This window comes from Nonomuraea sp. NPDC049684 (assembly GCF_044465345.1).
GTDB lineage: Bacteria > Actinomycetota > Actinomycetes > Streptosporangiales > Streptosporangiaceae > Nonomuraea.
The window spans coordinates 179,148-197,032 of record NZ_JBITLO010000014.1 but is presented as its reverse complement, the minus strand read 5'-3'; the positions used below and the strand labels follow the sequence as shown (position 1 = coordinate 197,032).

The following is a 17,885-nucleotide window of genomic DNA, read 5'->3' as shown; positions in this document are numbered from 1 at the left end:
GAACGCTCAGCGGGCGAAGGGCCCGCCGGCGGCCAGGCCGTCGAGCGTGCGGGTGAGGAAGTGCAGGCTCAGGTCGGTGTCGCGGGTGCGGCCGTGCGGGGCGCGGAACAGTGCGACGTACGCGGCCACGTCGTCGAGGCTCCAGCGCAGCCGGTAGAGGGCCAGCGCGGCGGGGTCGGGCGTGCGGCCGGCGGCGGCCGCGTACCTGGCCAGGTCGCCGGGGGTCCTGGCGACCAGCCACAGGTCGCGTTCCGGCACGGCCAGGCCGACGGTGTCCCAGTCGATCAGCAGGCAGCGGCCCTCGTGCCGGAGCAGGTTGCCGGGGTGGGGTTCGCCGTGGGTGACGACGGGCGGGCCGAGGTCGCGGCAGCCGCGGTCGAAGTCGCGCAGCCGGGCGTCCAGGGTTCCGGCGTGCCGGTCGAGCAGCGTCCGGGCCTGTTCGGCGTACGGGCCGCCGGTCCACGGGCGGCCGGTCTCGGCCAGGGCCCGCTCCAGCGCCGCCCGTCCGGCCGGCTGCAGCGGGCGGGACGGCGTCGACGGGGGCGGTGTTGTGGCGTGCAGCTCGGCCAGCAGGTCGATGACCTGGGCACGGTCGTGCTCGGCCGGCTCGTCGTCGAAGCCGCCGGTGACGCCGTCGACGAACGGGAAGACGCTCAGCGCGTACCGCGGGGCCAGCGGGCGGAGCAGCGCGCCGCCGTCGAGGTCCGGCACGGGCGCGACCACGAAGCTCAGGGACGCCGACAGCGCCGCCGCCGTCTCCAGCGCCCGCCCCAAGTCCCCGAACGCCGCCCGCGCAGCCCCGTGGGGGAGGGTGGCGGCGGTGAGGAACCAGCGCCGTCCGTCGGCGCCGGTCGCGATCCAGTGGTGGTCGCCGAAGCCCACCGGCGCGTACGCCAGCTCGACGGCCTTGATCCCCCACGCCTCCAGGGCGGGCGCCAGCAGCGATTCGTCCAGATCCGCGGGTCTGTCACGCATCCGGTCACACTAGCGGCCGCTCCCGCCGCCGGGCATCCGGATTAACAGCTCCACGGCCGCGAGCACGTCGTTCACCGTGAGGTCCGCCGGGGGAGCCGCCGCCCCGGTCCCGCGGTCGATCCAGATCGTTCGCAGACCGGCCGCGCGTCCGCCCGCGATGTCCTTGTCGGGATCGTCGCCCACCATCCATCCGCCCGCCGGGACGGCTCCGCACCGGTCGGCGGCGATCCGGAACAGCCGCTCGCCGGGTTTGCACACGCCCTCCGCGCCGGAGATCGCCCATCCGTCCACCCGCTCGGCCAGCCCGGTACGCCGGATCTTGCCCGTCTGGTTGTCGGCCATCCCGTTCGTCACGATCCCGACCGCCCAGCCCGCCGCCCGCAGCCGGTCGAGCCCCGCCAGCACCTCGGCACGGCACTCCACCAGCCACGGCAGCCTGGCCCGGTAGGCCCGCCACAGCTCCTCGACAGGCTCGGTCAGCGCGAAGCGCTCACGTACGCGGGCGAAGAAGGCGTCCATCGGCACGGAGCCGTCGGCGTCCAGCCGTACCAGCCAGTCCGCGGCGTCCGGGCCCAGGCCGCGGACCTCGGCGAACTCGGCCGCCCACAGCCGGAACGCGGCCAGCCGGTCGATCAGCGTGTTGTCCAGGTCGAACAGCACGAGCGGGCGGTCGTCGGGAAGGCGCGGGCCGGAGCCCGCGCCGCGGCCGGTCAGCGAAGCTCGCGCTTGAGGATCTTGCCCGTGGCCGTCATCGGCAGGGCGTCGCGGAACTCGACGATCCTCGGGTACTTGTAGGCCGCCATGTTCTCCTTGGCCCAGGCGATCAGCTCGTCCTCGGTGACCGACGAGCCGGGCGTGCGGATGACGTACGCCTTGACCTCCTCGCCGTGCGACTCGTGCGGGACGCCCACGACCGCCGCCAGCGACACCGCCTCGTGGGTCATGAGCACCTCCTCCAGCTCGCGCGGGTAGACGTTGAAGCCGCCCCGGATGATCATGTCCTTGGCCCGGTCGATGATGGCGTAGTAGCCGTCGGCGTCGCGGGTGGCGATGTCGCCGGTGCGGAACCAGCCGTCCTTGAGCACCTCGGCGGTCGCCTCGGGGCGGCCGTAGTAGCCCTTCATGACGTTGTGGCCGCGGATGGCGATCTCGCCGGGGCCCTCGCCCTCGACCGTCTTCCAGTCGCCCTCGATCAGCTTCATCTCCACGCCCCAGATGGGCGTGCCGATCGTGCCGGGCTTGGTGGGCCGTCCGAGCTGGTTGAAGCTGGCCACGGGGGAGGTCTCGGACAGGCCGTACCCCTCCAGGATGCCGATGCCGAAGGTCTGCTCGAAGTCCTTCAGCACCTCCACCGGCGAGGACGCGCCGCCGGCCACGGCCACCTTCAGGCTGCGCGGCACCTCGACGCCGTCGGCGTGGATCTTCGTGAGCATGCCCCAGTACATCGTCGGGACGCCGGCGAAGGTCGTCACGTTCTCCCTGCGCATGAGCTCCAGGGCCTCGCCCGGCTCGAAGCGCGGCATCAGCACGACCGTCGCGCCGCGCATGAAGGCGGTGTTCATGACGGTCGTCTGGCCGAAGGAGTGGAACAGCGGCAGCACCGCGAGGTAGGTGTCGCCGCCCTCGCTGCGCGGGAACATCCGGTCGCTGATCAGGGCGTTCATCAGCATGTTCTGGTGGCTGAGCTCGGCCCCCTTGGGCTGGCCCGTGGTGCCCGAGGTGTAGAGGATCACGGCGGTGTCCTCGGGGTCGGTCTGCACCGTCTCGAAGTCGGCCGGCACGCCGTTGAGCGCCGCCCACACCGTCTCGCCGTACGGGGACTCGGTGGCCAGCGGGGTGGCGGGCAGCACGAAGAAGTGCTCGCAGCCGTCCGCGGCCTCGAAGCCGGCCTTGCCGCGCTCGCCCAGCGGCAGCTCCGGCGAGCCCTCGAAGCAGAACAGCGCCTTGGCGTCGCTGTCGTCGAGGTGGTAGGCGATCTCGCGGCCCTGCAGCAGCACGTTCAGCGGCACCACCGTGGCGCCGGCCTTGAGGATGCCGAAGTAGACGAACGGGAAGTACGGCAGGTTGGGACAGGCCAGCGCCACCTTGTCGCCCTTGCCGATGCCGCGCGACACCAGCAGGTTCGCCACCTGGCGGGCGACAGTGTCGATCATGCCGTACGGCAGGCGCATGTCGCCGAAGACGATCGCCGTGCCGTCGGGGTTGTTTCTGGCGCTGTCCTCCAGGACGACCGACAAGTTGAGCATGAACGCCTTCCTCCTCTGTACGCGCTTGCCCCATCTTGGCAGCCCCACATACCGACCGGTAGGGCGAATTTCATTCGGCCCTGCTGCGGCCCGCTGAACGCGGGCCGCAGTAGGTAACAGAGGTTACAGATGCATATGGACGCGCCAGCTCACCTGGAGTAAGCAAGTGACAGGTTACTTAGCCCCCTGGAGTGCTCATGCAGTACGACTACGTGATCGTCGGAGCGGGGTCCGCCGGGTGCGTGCTGGCCAACCGGCTGTCGGCGGACCCGTCGGTGTCGGTGGCGCTGGTCGAGGCGGGCGGGCATGACGACAAGCTGGAGATCCGCATGCCCGCGGGCTTCGCCAAGCTGTTCAAGACCGACTACGACTGGAACTTCACGACGGCCAAGCAGGGCGAGATGTCCGGCCGCGAGCTCTACTGGCCGCGCGGCCGGGTGATCGGCGGCTCGTCCTCGCTCAACGCGCAGATGTGGGTGCGCGGCTGCCAGGAGGACTACGACCAGTGGGGGGTGCCCGGCTGGACGTACGAGGAGGTCCTGCCATACTTCACCAGGGCCGAGCAGCGCGTCGGCAGCAACCACGGCGGCGTCTACGGCACCTCCGGCCCGCTCTACGTCTCCGAGCTGCGCAGCCCCAACGTCACCACGGCGGCCTTCCTGCGGGCCTGCGAGGAGCTGGGCCTGACCCGGCTGGCGGAGCTGAACGGCCGCTCCAACGAGGGCTACTGCCCCACCCCCGTCACCCAGAACCGCGGCCGCAGATGGAGCGCCGCGGACGCCTACCTGCGCCCGGCCGCCGCCCGGCCGAACCTCACCGTGCTCACCGGCGCGACCGTGGACCGCGTGGTGTTCGAGGGCAACCGGGCCGTCGGCATCGAGCACAGCGGCGGCACCCTGGTCAGAGCGGCCAAGGAGGTCGTCCTGTCGGCGGGGGCGATCGGCTCGCCGTACCTGCTGATGCGCTCCGGGGTGGGCGCGGCCGACGAGCTGCGCGACGCGGGGGTGCCGCTCGTGCGCGAGCTGCCCGAGGTCGGCAAGAACCTCCAGGACCACCTCGCCTCCGGCGTGTACGTCGAGTGCAAGGAGCCGGTGACGCTGACCAAGGCCGAGTCCCTGGTGAACCTGCTGCGCTACATCGTGCTGCGCTCGGGCATGCTGACCACGAACGTCGGCGAGGCGGTCGCCTTCGTCAGGACCTCGGCCGAGGAGCCCGCCCCCGACATCGAGCTCGTCTTCGCCCCCGGCCCGTTCGTCGACCACGGGCTCACCCCGCCGACCGGCCACGGCCTGACCGTCGGGGTCGTGCTGCTGCAGCCGGAGAGCCGCGGCCGGGTCGGGCTGAGCGGGCGCGACGTGCTGATCGACCCCGGCTACCTGAGCGCGGAGGCCGACGTCAAGCGCCTGGTCGCCGGGCTGAAGACGGCCAAGCAGGTGTTCGCGACGAGCGCGATGAAGCGGTACGCGGGCGGTCCGATGGCGCCGTACTGGGGGCCGGAGAGCGACGAGGAGCTGGCCCAGTGGGTGCGCGAACGCGGCGAGACGCTCTATCACCCGGTCGGCACCTGCCGGATGGGCGTCGACGAGGGGTCGGTCGTGGACCCGTCGCTGCGGGTGCGCGGCCTCGACGGGCTCAGGGTGGTGGACGTGTCCGTCATGCCGACGCTCAACCGCGGCCACACGCACGCCCCGGCGATCATGATCGGCGAGAAGGGCTCAGAGCTGATCCTGGGGAGCCGGTAGCCGGGCGCCGCGACGCGGCGGACCTTGACGTAAGTGAGCACTTGCCCAAGGCTTGTACGGTATGACGCTCTCCGCGGATCTGGACATCTCGCAGATACCGTTCTGGGGGCTGCCGCAGGAAGACCGCATGGAGACCTTCCGCCGCCTGCGCCGGCTCGAACGGCCCCTCTTCGTGCCGGAGCAGAGGGTGCCGTTCATCGGCGGCGGCCCCGGCTACCACGCCCTCGTCCGCCACGCCGACGTGACCGAGGCCAGCAGGAACGCGGCCGTCTTCAGCAGCGAGCCGTGCTCCAACAGCATCCCCGACATGCCGCGCTGGCTCAGCGTCTACTTCGGCTCGATGATCAACATGGACGACCCGCGCCACGCCCGCCTGCGCCGGATCGTCTCCAGGGCCTTCACCCCGCGCATCCTGTCCAAGATGGAGGAGGACCTGGCCAGGGCCGCCGCCGAGATCGTGGACGAGGCGATCGAGCAGGGTCCGGGGGACTTCGTGGCGCAGGTCGCCGCCCGGCTGCCGGTACGGGTCATCTGCGACATGATGGGGATTCCGCCGAAATTTCATGACCTGGTGTTGCGGCGGACCAACGTCATCCTCGGCAACGCCGACCCCGAGTACACCGGCATCGACCCGAGCTTCAGCCGCGTCAACGTCGCCCGCGGCCTGGCCAAGCTGCTGCGCGCCGGCTACTCGCTGAACCGGATGGCCGCCCGCCTCGGCGACGAGCGCCGCAAGCGCCCGACCGGTGACCTGGTCAGCCTGCTCGTGGGCGGCGAGGAGCGGCTCAGCCCGCAGGAGCTGGGGTCGTTCTTCATCCTGCTGGTGGTGGCCGGCAGCGAGACCACCCGCAACGCCATCGCCTACGGGCTGAAGCTGTTCACCGACCATCCCGGCCAGCGGGACCTGCTGCTGGCCGACTTCGACGCGCGCGTCGGCCGGGCGTGCGACGAGATCGTGCGCTACGCGACCCCGGTGATCCAGTTCCGCCGCACGCTGACCCGGGACCACGAGATGAACGGCGTGCCGTACAAGAAGGGCGACAAGGTGCTGCTCTTCTACAACTCGGCCAACCGCGACGAGTCCGTCTTCACCGACCCGGACGTCTTCGACATCACCCGCGACCCCAACCCGCACGTCGGCTTCGGCGGCCCGGGGCCGCACTACTGCCTGGGCGCCCACCTGGCACGCCGGGAGATGAGCGTGATGTTCCGCGAGCTGTTCACCCGCCTGCCCGGCATCAGGACGACCGGCGAGCCCGACTTCCTGCTGTCGAACTTCATCAACGGCATCAAGCACCTGCCGTACACGTTCTGACCGCCTCGGCCAGGCCGTCGTCCGGGCCGCGCCAGGCCACGAACCCGTCGGGCCGCACCAGCACGGTCCCGTACGGCCAGCCGTCCACCACGTGCACCGGGACGCCCGGGTCGGGCACCGGCGCGCCGGTGAACACGCTGAAATCGGGCCCGACCAGGTCGAGGCTGGACCGCTCGCCGATCCACACGTGCGGCAGCCGCGAGCCGGGCGAGCCGTCGAGGCAGAGCGTCACGTCCTCGGTGGAGGGCAGGCCGTCGACCGCCGAGGCGCCGCCGTACCGGTAGCCGACGTGCACGATCGGGGCGTTCACCGCGCCCGCCGCCGCCCTGAGCCGGACGGCCTCGGGGCCGGAGCCGAAGTGCATTCGCAGGTCACGCATCCGCAGCCGCGACTGCTCCAGCGCCAGCAGCGCGACCGGCCGCCGCTCGTCGTGGTAGGTGTCCAGCAGCGCGGGCGCCGACCGGCCGGCCAGCACGCGGGCCAGCTTCCAGGCCAGGTTGTGGGCGTCGGCGACGCCCGTGTTCAGCCCGAACGCGCCGGTCGGCGGCACGGCGTGCGCCGCGTCGCCGGCCAGGAAGACGCGCCCCTCGCCGAACCGGTCGGCCACCTGGCCGCGGGCCCGCCAGCCGAGCACACTGACGATCTCGACCTTCAGCCCCGGGTCGCCGATCGCGGTCCTGATCAGGTCGGGGCTCGGTTCCTGGGCGGTGTGGAAGACCCATTCGCTCTCGCCGTCGATCGCCATGAGCATGCCGGGGGCGTCGGGGGTGGTGATCTCGGCGAGCGCGAAGCCGTACCCGTCGGTCAGGTGGCTCAGGTCGGCGTGGAACATGACGTTGTGCAGCTCGGGGCCGAGCGCGCCGGGGCCGGTCACGCCGATGCCGAGCGCCGCGCGCACCCCGCTGCGCACGCCGTCCGCGGCGATCACGTAGCGGGCGCGCAGGGTGCGGGTCCCGTCCGGGCGGGACACGACCGCGGTCACGCCGTCGGCGTCCTGCTCCAGGGAGAGCAGTTCGGTGTCGTACGCGACGTGCGCGCCGCGCTCGCGGGCGGCGTCGAGCAGCACCCGGTCCAGCCGGTTCTGCGGACATATGCCGCGCAGCCGGGCCGGGCTGTAGGCCGCCGTGTCGAACATCCGCGTCCGGGCGGGCAGGCCGGCCGCGATCGCGGCGAGGTCGGCGCCGGCCAGCGTGTCAACGGTGATCTTGCCGAGGGTCGCGTTCGTCATGTCGATGGCCACCTCGTCCACCGCCCGTTCAAGACCGGCCTCGCGGAGCAGCTCGACCGTGCGCGGGCCGATGCCGGTGGCGCGGGGGTGCGCCCGCGGGCCGGGCTCGCGCTCGACGACCAGGGCGGGCACGCCGTGGCGGGCGAGGAACACGGCCGCGCTCAGCCCGACGCTGCCGCCGCCGACGATCAGGACGTCGGCACCGTGTGGGAACACTGTTTCCGTCATGGGAACACTGTAGCCACAGGCGTACGATGAAGGCCAGAGGGGGGAGCCGGATGTCACTGGTGTGGAGTCGCGAGCCGTACGCGCCGAAGCGTCACGCCCTGAGCGTCGAGGCGATCGTGCGGGCCGCGATCGCGGTGGCCGACGCCGAGGGCCTCGGCGCGGTGTCCATGCGCCGGGTGGCGAACGAGGTCAAGTCGGGCACCACCTCGCTCTACCGCTACCTGGAGAACCGCGACGAGCTGCTCGACCTCATGGTCGACGCGGTGTGGGGCGAGGGCGAGCCCGGCCCGCTCACCGGGGACTGGCGGGCCGATCTCGCCGGGGTGGCCCGCGACCAGCGCGCGGGCCTGCTGCGCCATCCGTGGCTGGCCGCGCTGATGACGAGCAGGCCGGTGCTCGGGCCCAACTCGCTGCGGCGGGTGGAGCACGCGCTGTCCGCGGCCCGGCCGCTGACCTCCGACATCACCCGGGCCGCCGCCGTGATCGGGGTGATCGGCGACTACGTGCTCGGCGCGGTGGCCAAGGAGCTGGCCGAGCAGGAGGCGCTGCGCCGTACCGGGCTGTCGGAGCAGGAGTGGCGGGTCTCGATCGGCCCCTACATCCGCCAGGTGATGGCCACCGGCGCCTACCCGGAGTTCAACCGCCGGGTGGTGGAGGCCGACGACCTCAGCTTCGCCGACCAGTTCGAGTTCGGGCTGGAGTGCCTCCTTCGGGGGCTCGCGGAGCGAACCCGCTGAGCAGCGCCGCCACGGCCAGGTCGAAGCGCTCCCGGTGGTCCTGCGGCGTGCCGAGGCCGTCGGCGACCGCCCGCGCCAGCACCGGATAGTCCGCCAGGTCCAGGTCGGGCTGCCGCGGGCTGTCCGGCCCCGCCTCGGCCAGGGTGTGCCCGATCACGAACGTCGACACCGCGTTGATGACGTGCAGCGCCTCCTTGGCGGTGAAGCCCGCCCGGGTCAGCGCGGCGGCGGCGCCTTCGACCATGCCCAGGGCTCCGGGCGTGGCCACCGGCCGGATCGCGACCACCGGCATCAGCGCGGGATGCCGTAGCAGCTCGGCCCTGATCGACTCGGCGAACGCCCGCATCCAGGCCCGCCAGTCGCCGGAGGGCTCGATCGTGACGCGGGAGAGCACCAGCTCGACCAGCCCGTCGAGGACCGCGTCCTTGTTCGGCACGTAGTAGTAGAGCGTCATCGCCTCGACGCCCAGCTCCTTGCCCAGCTTGCGCATGGACAGCCCGGCCGCGCCCTCGCGGTCGAGGAGTTCGAGCGCCGCCTCCAGCACCCGCTCCCTTGACATCCGCTCTCTCATACACCGTAAGATACTCCCGTCTTACACCGTAAGAGAGAGGGTCTGACCGTGATCGCCGACTTCTTCGCCGCCGTCAACGAACGCCGCCTCGACGATCTGGGTGCTTACCTGGCACCCGACGTCGTCGACCACAACAAGATCATTTTTGGCGAGCCGGACGAGCCCGGCGCCGCCTTCGAGGGCATCCGGATGCAGCTCGACGCGTTCGATCCGTTCCACATCGAGGTCGAGGAGGTCGTCGCCGAGGGGGACAAGCTGGTCGCCCGGATCCGCATGACCGGCACGCACTCCGGCACCCACCCGCGCATGCCCACGCCCACCGGGCGCAGCTTCGAGGTCGAGGCGATCTTCCTGGTCACCCTGCGGGAGGGGCGGATCAGCGAGATCCGCGCGGTCAGCGACCGGCTGGGCCTGTTCCTCCAGCTGGGCTGGGACTGGCCGGAGACCGACTGACTCGCCTGCCCGGCAGGACGGCGGGGCGATCGTCACGGCGGTCAGGTCCACCACCGCGAGCACGATGGTCGGTGAGGCGGGAGCGAGAACCATGCCTGGTCCTCACGATGAAAGGGCCCCTTGCGCAGTGGTGCTCCCGGAAGGGGGCGAATGCTAGGTTTCGCAGTCATGGAGATCAGGACGATCCACGCCAACGGTGTGGAGTTCGCGTATCTGACCGTGGGGGAGGGGCCGCTGGCGTTGTGCCTGCACGGGTTCCCCGACACCGCGCACACCTGGCGGCACCTGATGCCCGAGCTGGCCGGACGCGGCTACCGCGCGGTCGCGCCGTTCAGCCGCGGCTACGCGCCCACCGAGATCCCGGCCGACGGCGCGTACGAGGAGGCGGCCCTGGTCGCCGACCTGCGCGCGCTGCACGAGGAGCTCGGCGGCGACGAGAACGCGGTGATCGTCGGGCACGACTGGGGGGCCTTCCCCGCCTACGCCCTGGCCGGGCGCTTCCGCCGGGCGGTCGCGCTCGCGGTGCCGCCGCCGGGTGCGCAGCTTCCCGGGCTGCTGGCGTACGAGCAGCTCAAGCGGTCGTTCTACATCTTCCTGTTCCAGACCGTGCTGGCCGAGCCGGCCGCCGCCGACCCGGCCTTCCTCGACCGGCTGTGGCGGGACTGGTCGCCCGGCCACGACCCGGCCGAGGACCTGGCGTTCGTCCGGCGCAGCCTGGGGGAGCCCGCCAACATGGCGGCGGCCATCGGGTACTACCGCGCCGCGCTCGGCACCACGCCCCCCTCGGGCCGTTACCCGGACGTCGACCCCGCCACCGCGGGCCCGGTCCTGTACCTGCACGGCGAGCGGGACGGGTGCATGGGCGCGGAGATGGCCAAGGACGCGGCCGGCAGCCTGCCGCCGGGGTCGCGGGTCGAGCTGGTGGCGGACGCGGGCCACTTCCTGCACCTGGAGCGACCCGCGGAGGTCAACCGCCTCATCCTCGACTGGCTCGGCCCCGCCACCTGACCGCATCGATCACGGTGAGCCGACCGGCTCGGCCCTCCTGACCAGGGCGATCACCGGGAGCCGGCCGGCTGCCGTCCTTCCTCCTGATTGCGGGGATCATCGGGTGGTGCCTCGTCAGATCCGGCCCCGCCTGCTGAGCACGGTGATCAGCGGGTGGCGGCCGGACAGGCTCACCCGGATCGCCTGCTCGACCGCGAACCCGCGTGGCGTGCCCGCCGGTGTCCCGCCGGCGCCGGGATCGTCGTGGAGCAGTGCGACGGCCAGGCCGCCGGGTTCCAGCACCCGCCGCACCTCCCGCCACAACAGGTCCAGGCCGGGCCCGAGCAGGCCGCGCGGCGGCACCTGACGTCCCCAGGGCGGGTTCACCAGCACCCGCCGCACGCTTCCGTCCGCCACCGGGAGCCGTCCGGCGTCGGCGAGCCCCCAGCGGAACGGGCCCGGACCGCCCGGCGGAAGGGCGGCCCGCGCGTTCGCGGCGGCCGCGGCGACGGCGGCCGGGGCTCGATCGAACCCCACAAACCCGACAAATCCGGAAAGCCCCACGGATCCGGCGAAGCCGGTGGAGTCGGGGTGTGGTGGGAGTGTCAGGGCGTGGGCCTCGATGAGGGGGGTGCCCGCACCGCAGCAGGGGTCGAGCACGACGCCGTGGAAGCCCTCCGCGCCCACCCCGGCGAGCTGGGCCATCGCGGCGGCCAGCGGCGGGTGCAGCGTGCCCGGGATCGAGGCCGTCTTGTACGGCCTGCGGTGCAGCGGACGGTCACCGGCCCGCCGGGCGATGACCGCCTGGTCGCCCTCGATCGTCACCCGCCACGCCGTCGCCCCCGCGGGCGGCCGGCCGCCGTCGCGCCGGGAGTGGTAGCGCAGCCGCCAGGACCGGGCCAGCTCGGTCCCGACGGCGTCCTCGATCTCGTGCCTGGTGTAGTTGCGGCGTCCCACGAACGAGGCCGAGACCTCGACGTCGGGGCCGCCGGGCGGGCCGAGGTCGAGCCCGCGGGCCGCCCGCGCCAGCCGGGCGAGCGCGGAGCGGCCGTGGCCGACCCCGTCCACCACGGCCGCGGCCAGCAGTACGTCGTCCGCGGTGCGCAATCCCAGGAGCCCGGCGCCGGGCCGGACCTCGAACCACACCTCCCGATGGCGGACGCCGACGACGGCCCCGAGACGGGCACGCCGGATCTCCGCCGCGACCAGGGGTTCGGTGCCACGCACCGCCCTGGCCACCGCCAAGGTGAGCAACTGTCCTTCTCCCACGTAGCGACCCGGGACGGCGGCAGGCCGCCCCGCATCGCCGGCGGTGGGTCAGCCCACGGCCCGCCGGCGGATCGCTAGCCGAGCAGGAAGAAGAACGTCATGCGCGGCACCCTACAAAAGCCCCGACCGCACGGGCCACCGGTTTTCCCGGCAACCACGTACGGTGTACGTCGAACCCATTGACGTAAGTGGTCGCTTTCCCAATGATTGCCCTATGACCGTCCTGGACTTCGACCTTTCGGACCGGAACTTCTGGGCCAGGCCCATGAGCGAGCGCGAGGCGGCGTTCGACCGGTTGCGCGCCCGCGAGACGCCGGCCTTCTTCGAGGAGATGGAGATGGCCGTCGCGCCCAAGGGGCCCGGCTACTACGCGCTGGCCAGGCACGCCGACATCCTGGAGGCGAGCCGCAACCCCGAGGTCTTCTGCTCCGGCGACGGCGGCGCGACGAACATCCCCGACATGCCCGCCGAGTTCACCGAGTACTTCGGCTCCATGATCAACATGGACGACCCCCGGCACGCCCGGCTGCGCAGGATCGTCTCCCGCGCGTTCACCCCCAAGATGATCAAACAGTTCGAGTCGGACGTCGATGCCGCCGCCGTGCGCATCGTCGACGACCTGGTGGCCGCCGGTCCGGGCGGCGACTTCGTCACCGACGTGGCCGCGCGCCTTCCGCTGAAGATCATCTGCGACATGATGGGCATCCCCGAGCGCGACTACCGGTTCGTCTTCGACCGCTCGAACATCATCCTCGGTGGCTTCGACCCCGAGTACACCGGCGGCGACCTCGACCAGCTCGCCACCCGCCTGCTCACCGCCGGGATGGAGCTGCAGCAGCTCGTCCAGGACCTCGCCGCCCACCGCACCGCCAACCCCACGAACGACCTGACGTCCTCGCTGGTCAACGCCAACATCGACGGCGAGCGGCTGACGATGCAGGAGCTGGGGTCGTTCTTCATCCTGCTGGTGGTCGCGGGCAACGAGACGACCAGGAACGCCATCTCCTACGGCCTGCGCCTGCTCACCAAGAACCCCGACCAGCGCGCCCTGTGGCTGGAGGACGTCGAGGGCCGGGCCCCCGGAGCCGTGGAGGAGATCGTCCGGCTGGCCTCGCCGGTGAACTTCATGCGCCGCAAGGTCACCCGCGACCACGAGATGAACGGCCACCTCTACCGCGCCGGCGAGAAGGTGGTGCTGTTCTACTGGGCGGCGAACCGGGACGAGCGGGTGTTCGCCGACCCGTACCGCTTCGACATCACCCGCCACCCCAACCCGCACGTCGGCTTCGGCGGGCCGGGGCCGCACTTCTGTCTCGGCGCCCACCTGGCCCGGCGGGAGATCACGGTGATGTTCCGCGAGCTGCTGCGCCGGGTGCCGCACATCGAGGGCGGCAGGCCCGACCGCCTGCACTCCTCGTTCATCAACGGGATCAAGCACATGGAGTGCACGTTCTGAGCCGGGCGCGGCGGCGCCCGGGGCTCAGGACTGCGTGGTCAGCTTGAGCTGGTTCATCACGGTACGGATGTCCGGCAGGAGCTGCTTGCCCTCGTCCGGGATCGACACGAACACGATGGCGGGCACGCTGCCGCCGGTGTTGACCGCCATCGTGACGATCGTGGCCTTCTCCGTGCCGGCGGTCATGGCGTACGCGATGAGCCGGCCGGTGGAGGCGCCCACCTTGATCGGCTGCTGCGCGATCTTCCTGACCTTGTTGCCGTCGGGGTAGAAGTCCTTGCGGGCCTGGAGCACCATGCGCCGGATGACCGGCTCCAGGTCGTCCTCCTGGTAGAGGGAGGACAGGTTCGCCGGCAGCGGGCCCGACATGACCTGGGCGTACTTGTCGGGCGCGACCTCCGTGTACTGGCGGGTGTCGTAGCCGAACGTGGACTTGACCGTGGCCCGCTGGTCGAGCTGCCAGCTGCCGCCCAGGCGGGGCAGCGAGACCCCGGCCGCCGCGTCCTCGACCCGGCCGGTCACCGGGGACGCCTTGCCCGGGTACTTGGGCAGGGCGGGGATCGTGGTGGAGCGCTTGCCCGTGCCCGCCTTGGTGGGGCCGGCCGAGGCCGCCGGGGAGGCGGCGGTCTTGCCCTCAGGGGTGTCCTCGCCGGCCAGCGGGCCCGCGAGGAAGGCCCACAGCAGCGCCGCGATCAGGGCGATCACGACCGAGCCGCCGAGCGCGTAGATCCAGATGGGCTTGCCCGGCTCGTCGTCCAGGGAGTCGTGGTCGCCGCCCTGGTACTCGTCGCCGAAGACGTTGTTCCAGAGCTCCTGCTGACGGTCGGGGGGCGGGGTGCGCGAGCCGCTGATCTGGCCGGCCGTCACGAAGCGGCGGTCGGGGTCGGAGGGGTCGCGGTTCAGGTTCGAGCCGGGGCGCGGCTGGTCGGGGTGGCCGTCGCCGGGCAGGCCCGGTCCGGCAGGGGGCGCGCCGACGTGGGCCGCCGCGAGCGGGCCCGGGGGCGTCGCGGGGTCGCCCACCATGGTGTCGGCCTGCCGGCCGCCGTACATGACGGTGTGCTCGTCGGCCGGGGCGCCGGGCCCGCCGGGCCCGTCGAGCGGCGACGGCGCGGGCTGGACGGGGGCGTCGAGCGGGCCGGACGCGCGGCCCAGCGTGACCGTGCGGTCCAGCGGGTCGGCGGCGGACGCCGACGGGGCGGGGGCCGGGGCAGGGCTGTTGGGCCAGGGCGCCGGCGTGGACAGGTTGGACCACGCGCCGGGGGACGGCGTCGGCGGCTGCGACCAGGCGGGCACCGGGTCCTGCGGCTGGACCGGCTGCTGCTGCTCCGGCCAGGAGACGGGGACCTCCTGGCGGGTGGCCTCGGGCCGGCCCTGCTCCTGCCGGGGCGCCTCGGGCCAGCCCTGCTCCTGCCGGGGCGGGTCGGGCCAGGACGGCCGCGCCGGCTCCGGCCAGGACGCGTCGCCGCCGCGCTGCCGCCCGCGGGGCTCGTCGTGAGAGGAGCCGCGGGACGAGCCGTCGCGAGCGGAGCCGTTGCGCGGGACGTCGGGCCAGGAGGCGTCGGGACGCGGCGGCTCGGGCCAGGACGGCGCCTGCGGGGCCTCGGGCCAGGACGGCTGGGCCGGGGCGGCCTCCGGCCACGACATCGGCACGCCGGAGGACTCCTGCCCGCTGGACGGCCAGGAGGAAGGCACGTCGTTGCGGACCTCCGGCCAGGACGGTGGCAGGTGCGACGCTCCGGAGCTCGCGGAATTCTCCGTTGCCATTGCTGCCGGCCCTCCCGAGGTTGTGTCCGGATGTGCCGCTATATCCGGATTTGACGTACCAGGCATGATCTCATGGGATTTTCCAGGAGATACGGCTGGTTTCGCAGCGAAACGAGCGAAGCCGTGCGGATCGGTTGGAGGATCCTGCAGCGGCAGGTCGCCCTCCGGTCGATCTGGCTCAGCTGGGTACACCACGCGACGACAGTATTCTAATGGGACATATGAGGTCACAACGGATACATCACCATCAGGTCTCGCTGGACCTGAAGGGTCTATTGTGCCTGCGCCGGTCGCCGGAGTATCTGCATTCCGTCGAAGACGTGCGCTAGGCTTGACACATGCGTTCCGCGACCCTGCTTCTTAGCGGGCCGCGACGGCCCTGAGAGGTCTCGCCGTCGCGGCTACCCCTCGTTGTGCACGAGGGGTTTTCTTATGGGTCCGAGTCAAGCCAGAAGGACAGTAGCCGTGAGTGAGTACGACCCGCAGGCGCTGCAGGCCAAGTGGCAGCAGCGATGGGAGGAACAGGAGCCCTACCGGGCCAGCGAGGACGCGACCGACTCCCGGGAGCGGCGCTACATGCTCGACATGTTCCCCTACCCGTCGGGCGACCTCCACATGGGCCACGGCGAGGTGTTCGCCATCGGCGACGTCGTCGCGCGCTACTGGATGCAGCAGGGCTACAACGTCCTGCACCCGATCGGCTGGGACTCCTTCGGCCTGCCCGCCGAGAACGCCGCGATCAAGCGCAACGCCCACCCCGCCGAGTGGACCCACGCCAACATCGAGACGCAGGCCCACTCCTTCCGCCGCTACGGCATCTCCTTCGACTGGTCGCGTCGCCTGCACACCAGCGACCCGGAGTACTACCGCTGGAACCAGTGGCTGTTCAACCGCTTCTTCGAGCGCGGCCTGGCCTACCGCAAGGGCGGCCTGGTCAACTGGTGCCCCAACGACCAGACGGTGCTGGCCAACGAGCAGGTCGTGGCCGGCAAGTGCGAGCGCTGCGGCGCCGACGTCATCCGCCGCGAGCTGACGCAGTGGTACTTCAAGATCACTGACTACGCCCAGCGCCTGCTGGACGACATGGAGCAGCTCGACGGCTGGCCCGAGCGCCTGCTGACCATGCAGCGCAACTGGATCGGCCGCTCCGAGGGCGCCGACGTGCTGTTCGAGATCGAGGGCCGCGACGAGCCGGTCCACGTCTACACCACGCGCCCCGACACCCTGTACGGCGCCACGTTCTTCGTGGTCGCGGTCGACGCCGCGCTGGCCGACGAGATCGTCACCGACGAGCAGCGCCCGGCGTTCGAGGCCTACCGCGCCGAGGTCGCCAAGCTGAGCGACATCGAGCGCCTGTCCACCGACAAGGAGAAGACCGGCGTCTTCCTGGGCCGCCACGCGGTCAACCCGGTCAGCGGCGAGCGCATCCCGGTCTGGGCGGCCGACTACGTGCTGTCCGACTACGGCCACGGCGCGATCATGGCGGTGCCCGCCCACGACCAGCGCGACCTCGACTTCGCCAGGAAGTTCGAGCTGCCGGTCAGGGTCGTCGTCCACACCGGTCTGGCCGACCCCGGCGAGACCGGCGAGGCCACGCCCGGCGAGGGCACGCTGGTCAACTCCGGCCCCCTCGACGGGCTGACCAAGACCGAGGCCATCGCCAAGATCATCGAGATCCTGGAGGTCGAGGGCCGGGGCGCCGGCGCGGTCAACTTCCGGCTGCGCGACTGGCTGCTGTCCCGTCAGCGCTTCTGGGGCACGCCGATCCCGATCATCCACTGCGCCGACTGCGGCGAGGTGCCCGTCCCCGACGAGCAGCTGCCCGTCACGCTGCCCGACCTGCGCGGCGAGGCGCTGGCGCCCAAGGGCGTCTCCCCGCTGGCCAGCGCCACCGAGTGGGTCAACGTCGAGTGCCCCAAGTGCGGCGGTCCGGCCAAGCGGGACACCGACACGATGGACACGTTCGTCGACTCGTCCTGGTACTTCCTGCGTTACACCTCGCCCGGCTACACCGACGGGCCGTTCGACCCCGAGCAGGTGCGCAAGTGGGGCCCGATCGACCAGTACGTCGGCGGCATCGAGCACGCCGTGCTCCACCTGCTGTACTCGCGCTTCTTCACCAAGGTCCTGCACGACATGGGCATGGTGAGCTTCACCGAGCCGTTCCTGCGCATGCTCAACCAGGGGCAGGTGATCAACGGCGGCAAGGCGATGTCGAAGTCCCTGGGCAACGGCATCGACCTGGGCCAGCAGATCGACGCCTACGGCGTCGACGCCGTGCGCCTGACGATGATCTTCGCCGGTCCGCCGGAGGACGACATCGACTGGGCCGACGTCTCGCCGGCCGCCTCGCAGAAGTTCCTGGCCCGCGCGCTGCGCGTGATGTCGGAGGCGACCGCCGAGCCCGGCGTGCCGTTCGAGGGCGGCGACGCCGAGCTGCGCAAGGTCACCCACCGCACGATCGACGAGGTCACCAAGCTGGTCGAGTCGCAGCGCTTCAACGTCGCGGTGGCCCGCATGATGGAGCTGACCTCGGCCGCCCGCAAGGCCATCGACTCCGGTCCCGGCGCGGCCGACCCGGCGGTGCGCGAGGCCGCCGAGTCGCTGGCCGTCATGCTGTCGCTGGTGGCGCCCTACGTCGCCGAGGAGGGCTGGGAGCGCCTGGGCCGCACCGGTCCGGTCGCCTTCGCCGGCTGGCCCGTCGCCGACCCCGCGCTGCTGGTGCAGGAGTCGGTCACGTGCGTGGTGCAGGTGGCGGGCAAGGTGCGCGACCGGCTGGAGGTCGCCCCCGACATCTCCGAGGACGAGCTGCGGGCCCTGGCCCTGGCCTCCGACAAGGTGACCGCCTACCTCCAGGGCACGCCGCGCAAGGTGATCGTGCGCGCGCCCAAGCTGGTCAACATCGTCCCGTAGG

The 17,885-nt window shown here is 72.0% G+C and carries 14 protein-coding genes; 7 read left to right on the top strand and 7 right to left on the bottom strand.

The window, feature by feature from the left end; genetic code table 11:
- Positions 1-6 precede the first annotated feature (6 nt).
- From ACIBST_RS36270 to ACIBST_RS36260, 3 genes are read right to left on the bottom strand one after another with little or no spacing between them, the layout of a single operon-like run.
- Positions 7-975 (bottom strand): phosphotransferase, encoded by a 969-nt coding sequence (locus ACIBST_RS36270; protein WP_397178093.1) that lies wholly within the window; start codon positions 973-975, stop codon positions 7-9.
- Positions 976-984: 9 nt separating this feature from the next.
- A complete protein-coding gene (locus ACIBST_RS36265; RefSeq protein ID WP_397178092.1) occupies positions 985-1,635 on the bottom strand; it encodes an HAD family hydrolase in 651 nt (216 codons plus the stop codon).
- A gap of 50 nt (positions 1,636-1,685) precedes the next feature.
- Positions 1,686-3,221: a long-chain fatty acid--CoA ligase gene (locus ACIBST_RS36260; protein WP_397178091.1), complete on the bottom strand. Its 1,536-nt coding sequence runs from the start codon at positions 3,219-3,221 to the stop codon at positions 1,686-1,688.
- A gap of 197 nt (positions 3,222-3,418) precedes the next feature.
- Between ACIBST_RS36260 and ACIBST_RS36255 the strand changes: the two genes are divergently transcribed.
- Complete coding sequence (locus ACIBST_RS36255) at positions 3,419-4,963, top strand: GMC family oxidoreductase (RefSeq protein ID WP_397178090.1); 1,545 nt, start codon at positions 3,419-3,421, stop codon at positions 4,961-4,963.
- A 61-nt stretch (positions 4,964-5,024) separates the two neighbouring features.
- Positions 5,025-6,278 carry a cytochrome P450 gene (locus tag ACIBST_RS36250; RefSeq protein ID WP_397178089.1) on the top strand — a complete coding sequence of 418 codons (1,254 nt, stop codon included), beginning with the start codon at positions 5,025-5,027 and terminating at the stop codon, positions 6,276-6,278.
- On the opposite strand, the gene ACIBST_RS36245 is transcribed toward ACIBST_RS36250, so the two are convergent.
- Entirely contained in the window at positions 6,253-7,734 is a 1,482-nt protein-coding gene (locus ACIBST_RS36245) for an FAD-dependent oxidoreductase (RefSeq protein ID WP_397178088.1), read from the bottom strand. The two genes, ACIBST_RS36250 and ACIBST_RS36245, sit on opposite strands and share 26 nt — an antisense overlap.
- A gap of 50 nt (positions 7,735-7,784) precedes the next feature.
- Between ACIBST_RS36245 and ACIBST_RS36240 the strand changes: the two genes are divergently transcribed.
- Entirely contained in the window at positions 7,785-8,471 is a 687-nt protein-coding gene (locus ACIBST_RS36240) for a TetR/AcrR family transcriptional regulator C-terminal domain-containing protein (RefSeq protein ID WP_397178087.1), read from the top strand.
- Here the strand turns inward: ACIBST_RS36240 and ACIBST_RS36235 are convergent.
- The gene (locus ACIBST_RS36235) at positions 8,401-9,042 is read right to left on the bottom strand and encodes a TetR/AcrR family transcriptional regulator C-terminal domain-containing protein (protein ID WP_397178086.1); all 642 of its coding nucleotides are present in this window, start codon (positions 9,040-9,042) and stop codon (positions 8,401-8,403) included. The two genes, ACIBST_RS36240 and ACIBST_RS36235, sit on opposite strands and share 71 nt — an antisense overlap.
- A gap of 48 nt (positions 9,043-9,090) precedes the next feature.
- Here ACIBST_RS36235 and ACIBST_RS36230 point away from each other — a divergent pair, with 48 nt between their 5' ends.
- Together ACIBST_RS36230 and ACIBST_RS36225 are read left to right on the top strand one after the other, a co-directional pair.
- Positions 9,091-9,495 (top strand): ester cyclase, encoded by a 405-nt coding sequence (locus tag ACIBST_RS36230; RefSeq protein ID WP_397178085.1) that lies wholly within the window; start codon positions 9,091-9,093, stop codon positions 9,493-9,495.
- A 150-nt stretch (positions 9,496-9,645) separates the two neighbouring features.
- Positions 9,646-10,503, top strand: a complete 858-nt coding sequence (locus tag ACIBST_RS36225; RefSeq protein ID WP_397178084.1) for an alpha/beta fold hydrolase — start codon at positions 9,646-9,648, stop codon at positions 10,501-10,503.
- A gap of 114 nt (positions 10,504-10,617) precedes the next feature.
- Here ACIBST_RS36225 and ACIBST_RS36220 read toward each other — a convergent pair whose 3' ends face one another.
- Positions 10,618-11,736 carry an RNA methyltransferase gene (locus ACIBST_RS36220; RefSeq protein ID WP_397178083.1) on the bottom strand — a complete coding sequence of 373 codons (1,119 nt, stop codon included), beginning with the start codon at positions 11,734-11,736 and terminating at the stop codon, positions 10,618-10,620.
- A gap of 229 nt (positions 11,737-11,965) precedes the next feature.
- On the opposite strand from ACIBST_RS36220, the gene ACIBST_RS36215 reads away from it, so the two are divergent.
- Positions 11,966-13,207, top strand: a complete 1,242-nt coding sequence (locus ACIBST_RS36215) for a cytochrome P450 (RefSeq protein ID WP_397178082.1) — start codon at positions 11,966-11,968, stop codon at positions 13,205-13,207.
- A 24-nt stretch (positions 13,208-13,231) separates the two neighbouring features.
- Here the strand turns inward: ACIBST_RS36215 and ACIBST_RS36210 are convergent, their stop codons facing one another.
- Positions 13,232-14,899, bottom strand: coding sequence for a hypothetical protein (locus tag ACIBST_RS36210; RefSeq protein ID WP_397178081.1), 1,668 nt, complete (start codon positions 14,897-14,899; stop codon positions 13,232-13,234).
- 537 nt (positions 14,900-15,436) lie between these two features.
- Here ACIBST_RS36210 and leuS point away from each other — a divergent pair.
- Positions 15,437-17,884, top strand: a complete 2,448-nt coding sequence (leuS, locus tag ACIBST_RS36205) for a leucine--tRNA ligase (protein ID WP_397178080.1) — start codon at positions 15,437-15,439, stop codon at positions 17,882-17,884.
- Position 17,885: the final 1 nt, after the last annotated feature.

Bases quoted from the DNA above. Each gene is read 5' to 3' on its own strand.
- ACIBST_RS36270 (WP_397178093.1), bottom strand. From the start codon at position 975: ATGCGTGACAGACCCGCGGATCTGGACGAATCGCTGCTGGCGCCCGCC.
- ACIBST_RS36260 (WP_397178091.1), bottom strand. From the start codon at position 3,221: ATGCTCAACTTGTCGGTCGTCCTGGAGGACAGCGCCAGAAACAACCCC.
- ACIBST_RS36255 (WP_397178090.1), top strand. From the start codon at position 3,419: ATGCAGTACGACTACGTGATCGTCGGAGCGGGGTCCGCCGGGTGCGTG.
- ACIBST_RS36250 (WP_397178089.1), top strand. From the start codon at position 5,025: ATGACGCTCTCCGCGGATCTGGACATCTCGCAGATACCGTTCTGGGGG.
- ACIBST_RS36245 (WP_397178088.1), bottom strand. From the start codon at position 7,734: ATGACGGAAACAGTGTTCCCACACGGTGCCGACGTCCTGATCGTCGGC.
- ACIBST_RS36240 (WP_397178087.1), top strand. From the start codon at position 7,785: ATGTCACTGGTGTGGAGTCGCGAGCCGTACGCGCCGAAGCGTCACGCC.
- ACIBST_RS36235 (WP_397178086.1), bottom strand. From the start codon at position 9,042: ATGAGAGAGCGGATGTCAAGGGAGCGGGTGCTGGAGGCGGCGCTCGAA.
- ACIBST_RS36225 (WP_397178084.1), top strand. From the start codon at position 9,646: ATGCTAGGTTTCGCAGTCATGGAGATCAGGACGATCCACGCCAACGGT.
- ACIBST_RS36215 (WP_397178082.1), top strand. From the start codon at position 11,966: ATGACCGTCCTGGACTTCGACCTTTCGGACCGGAACTTCTGGGCCAGG.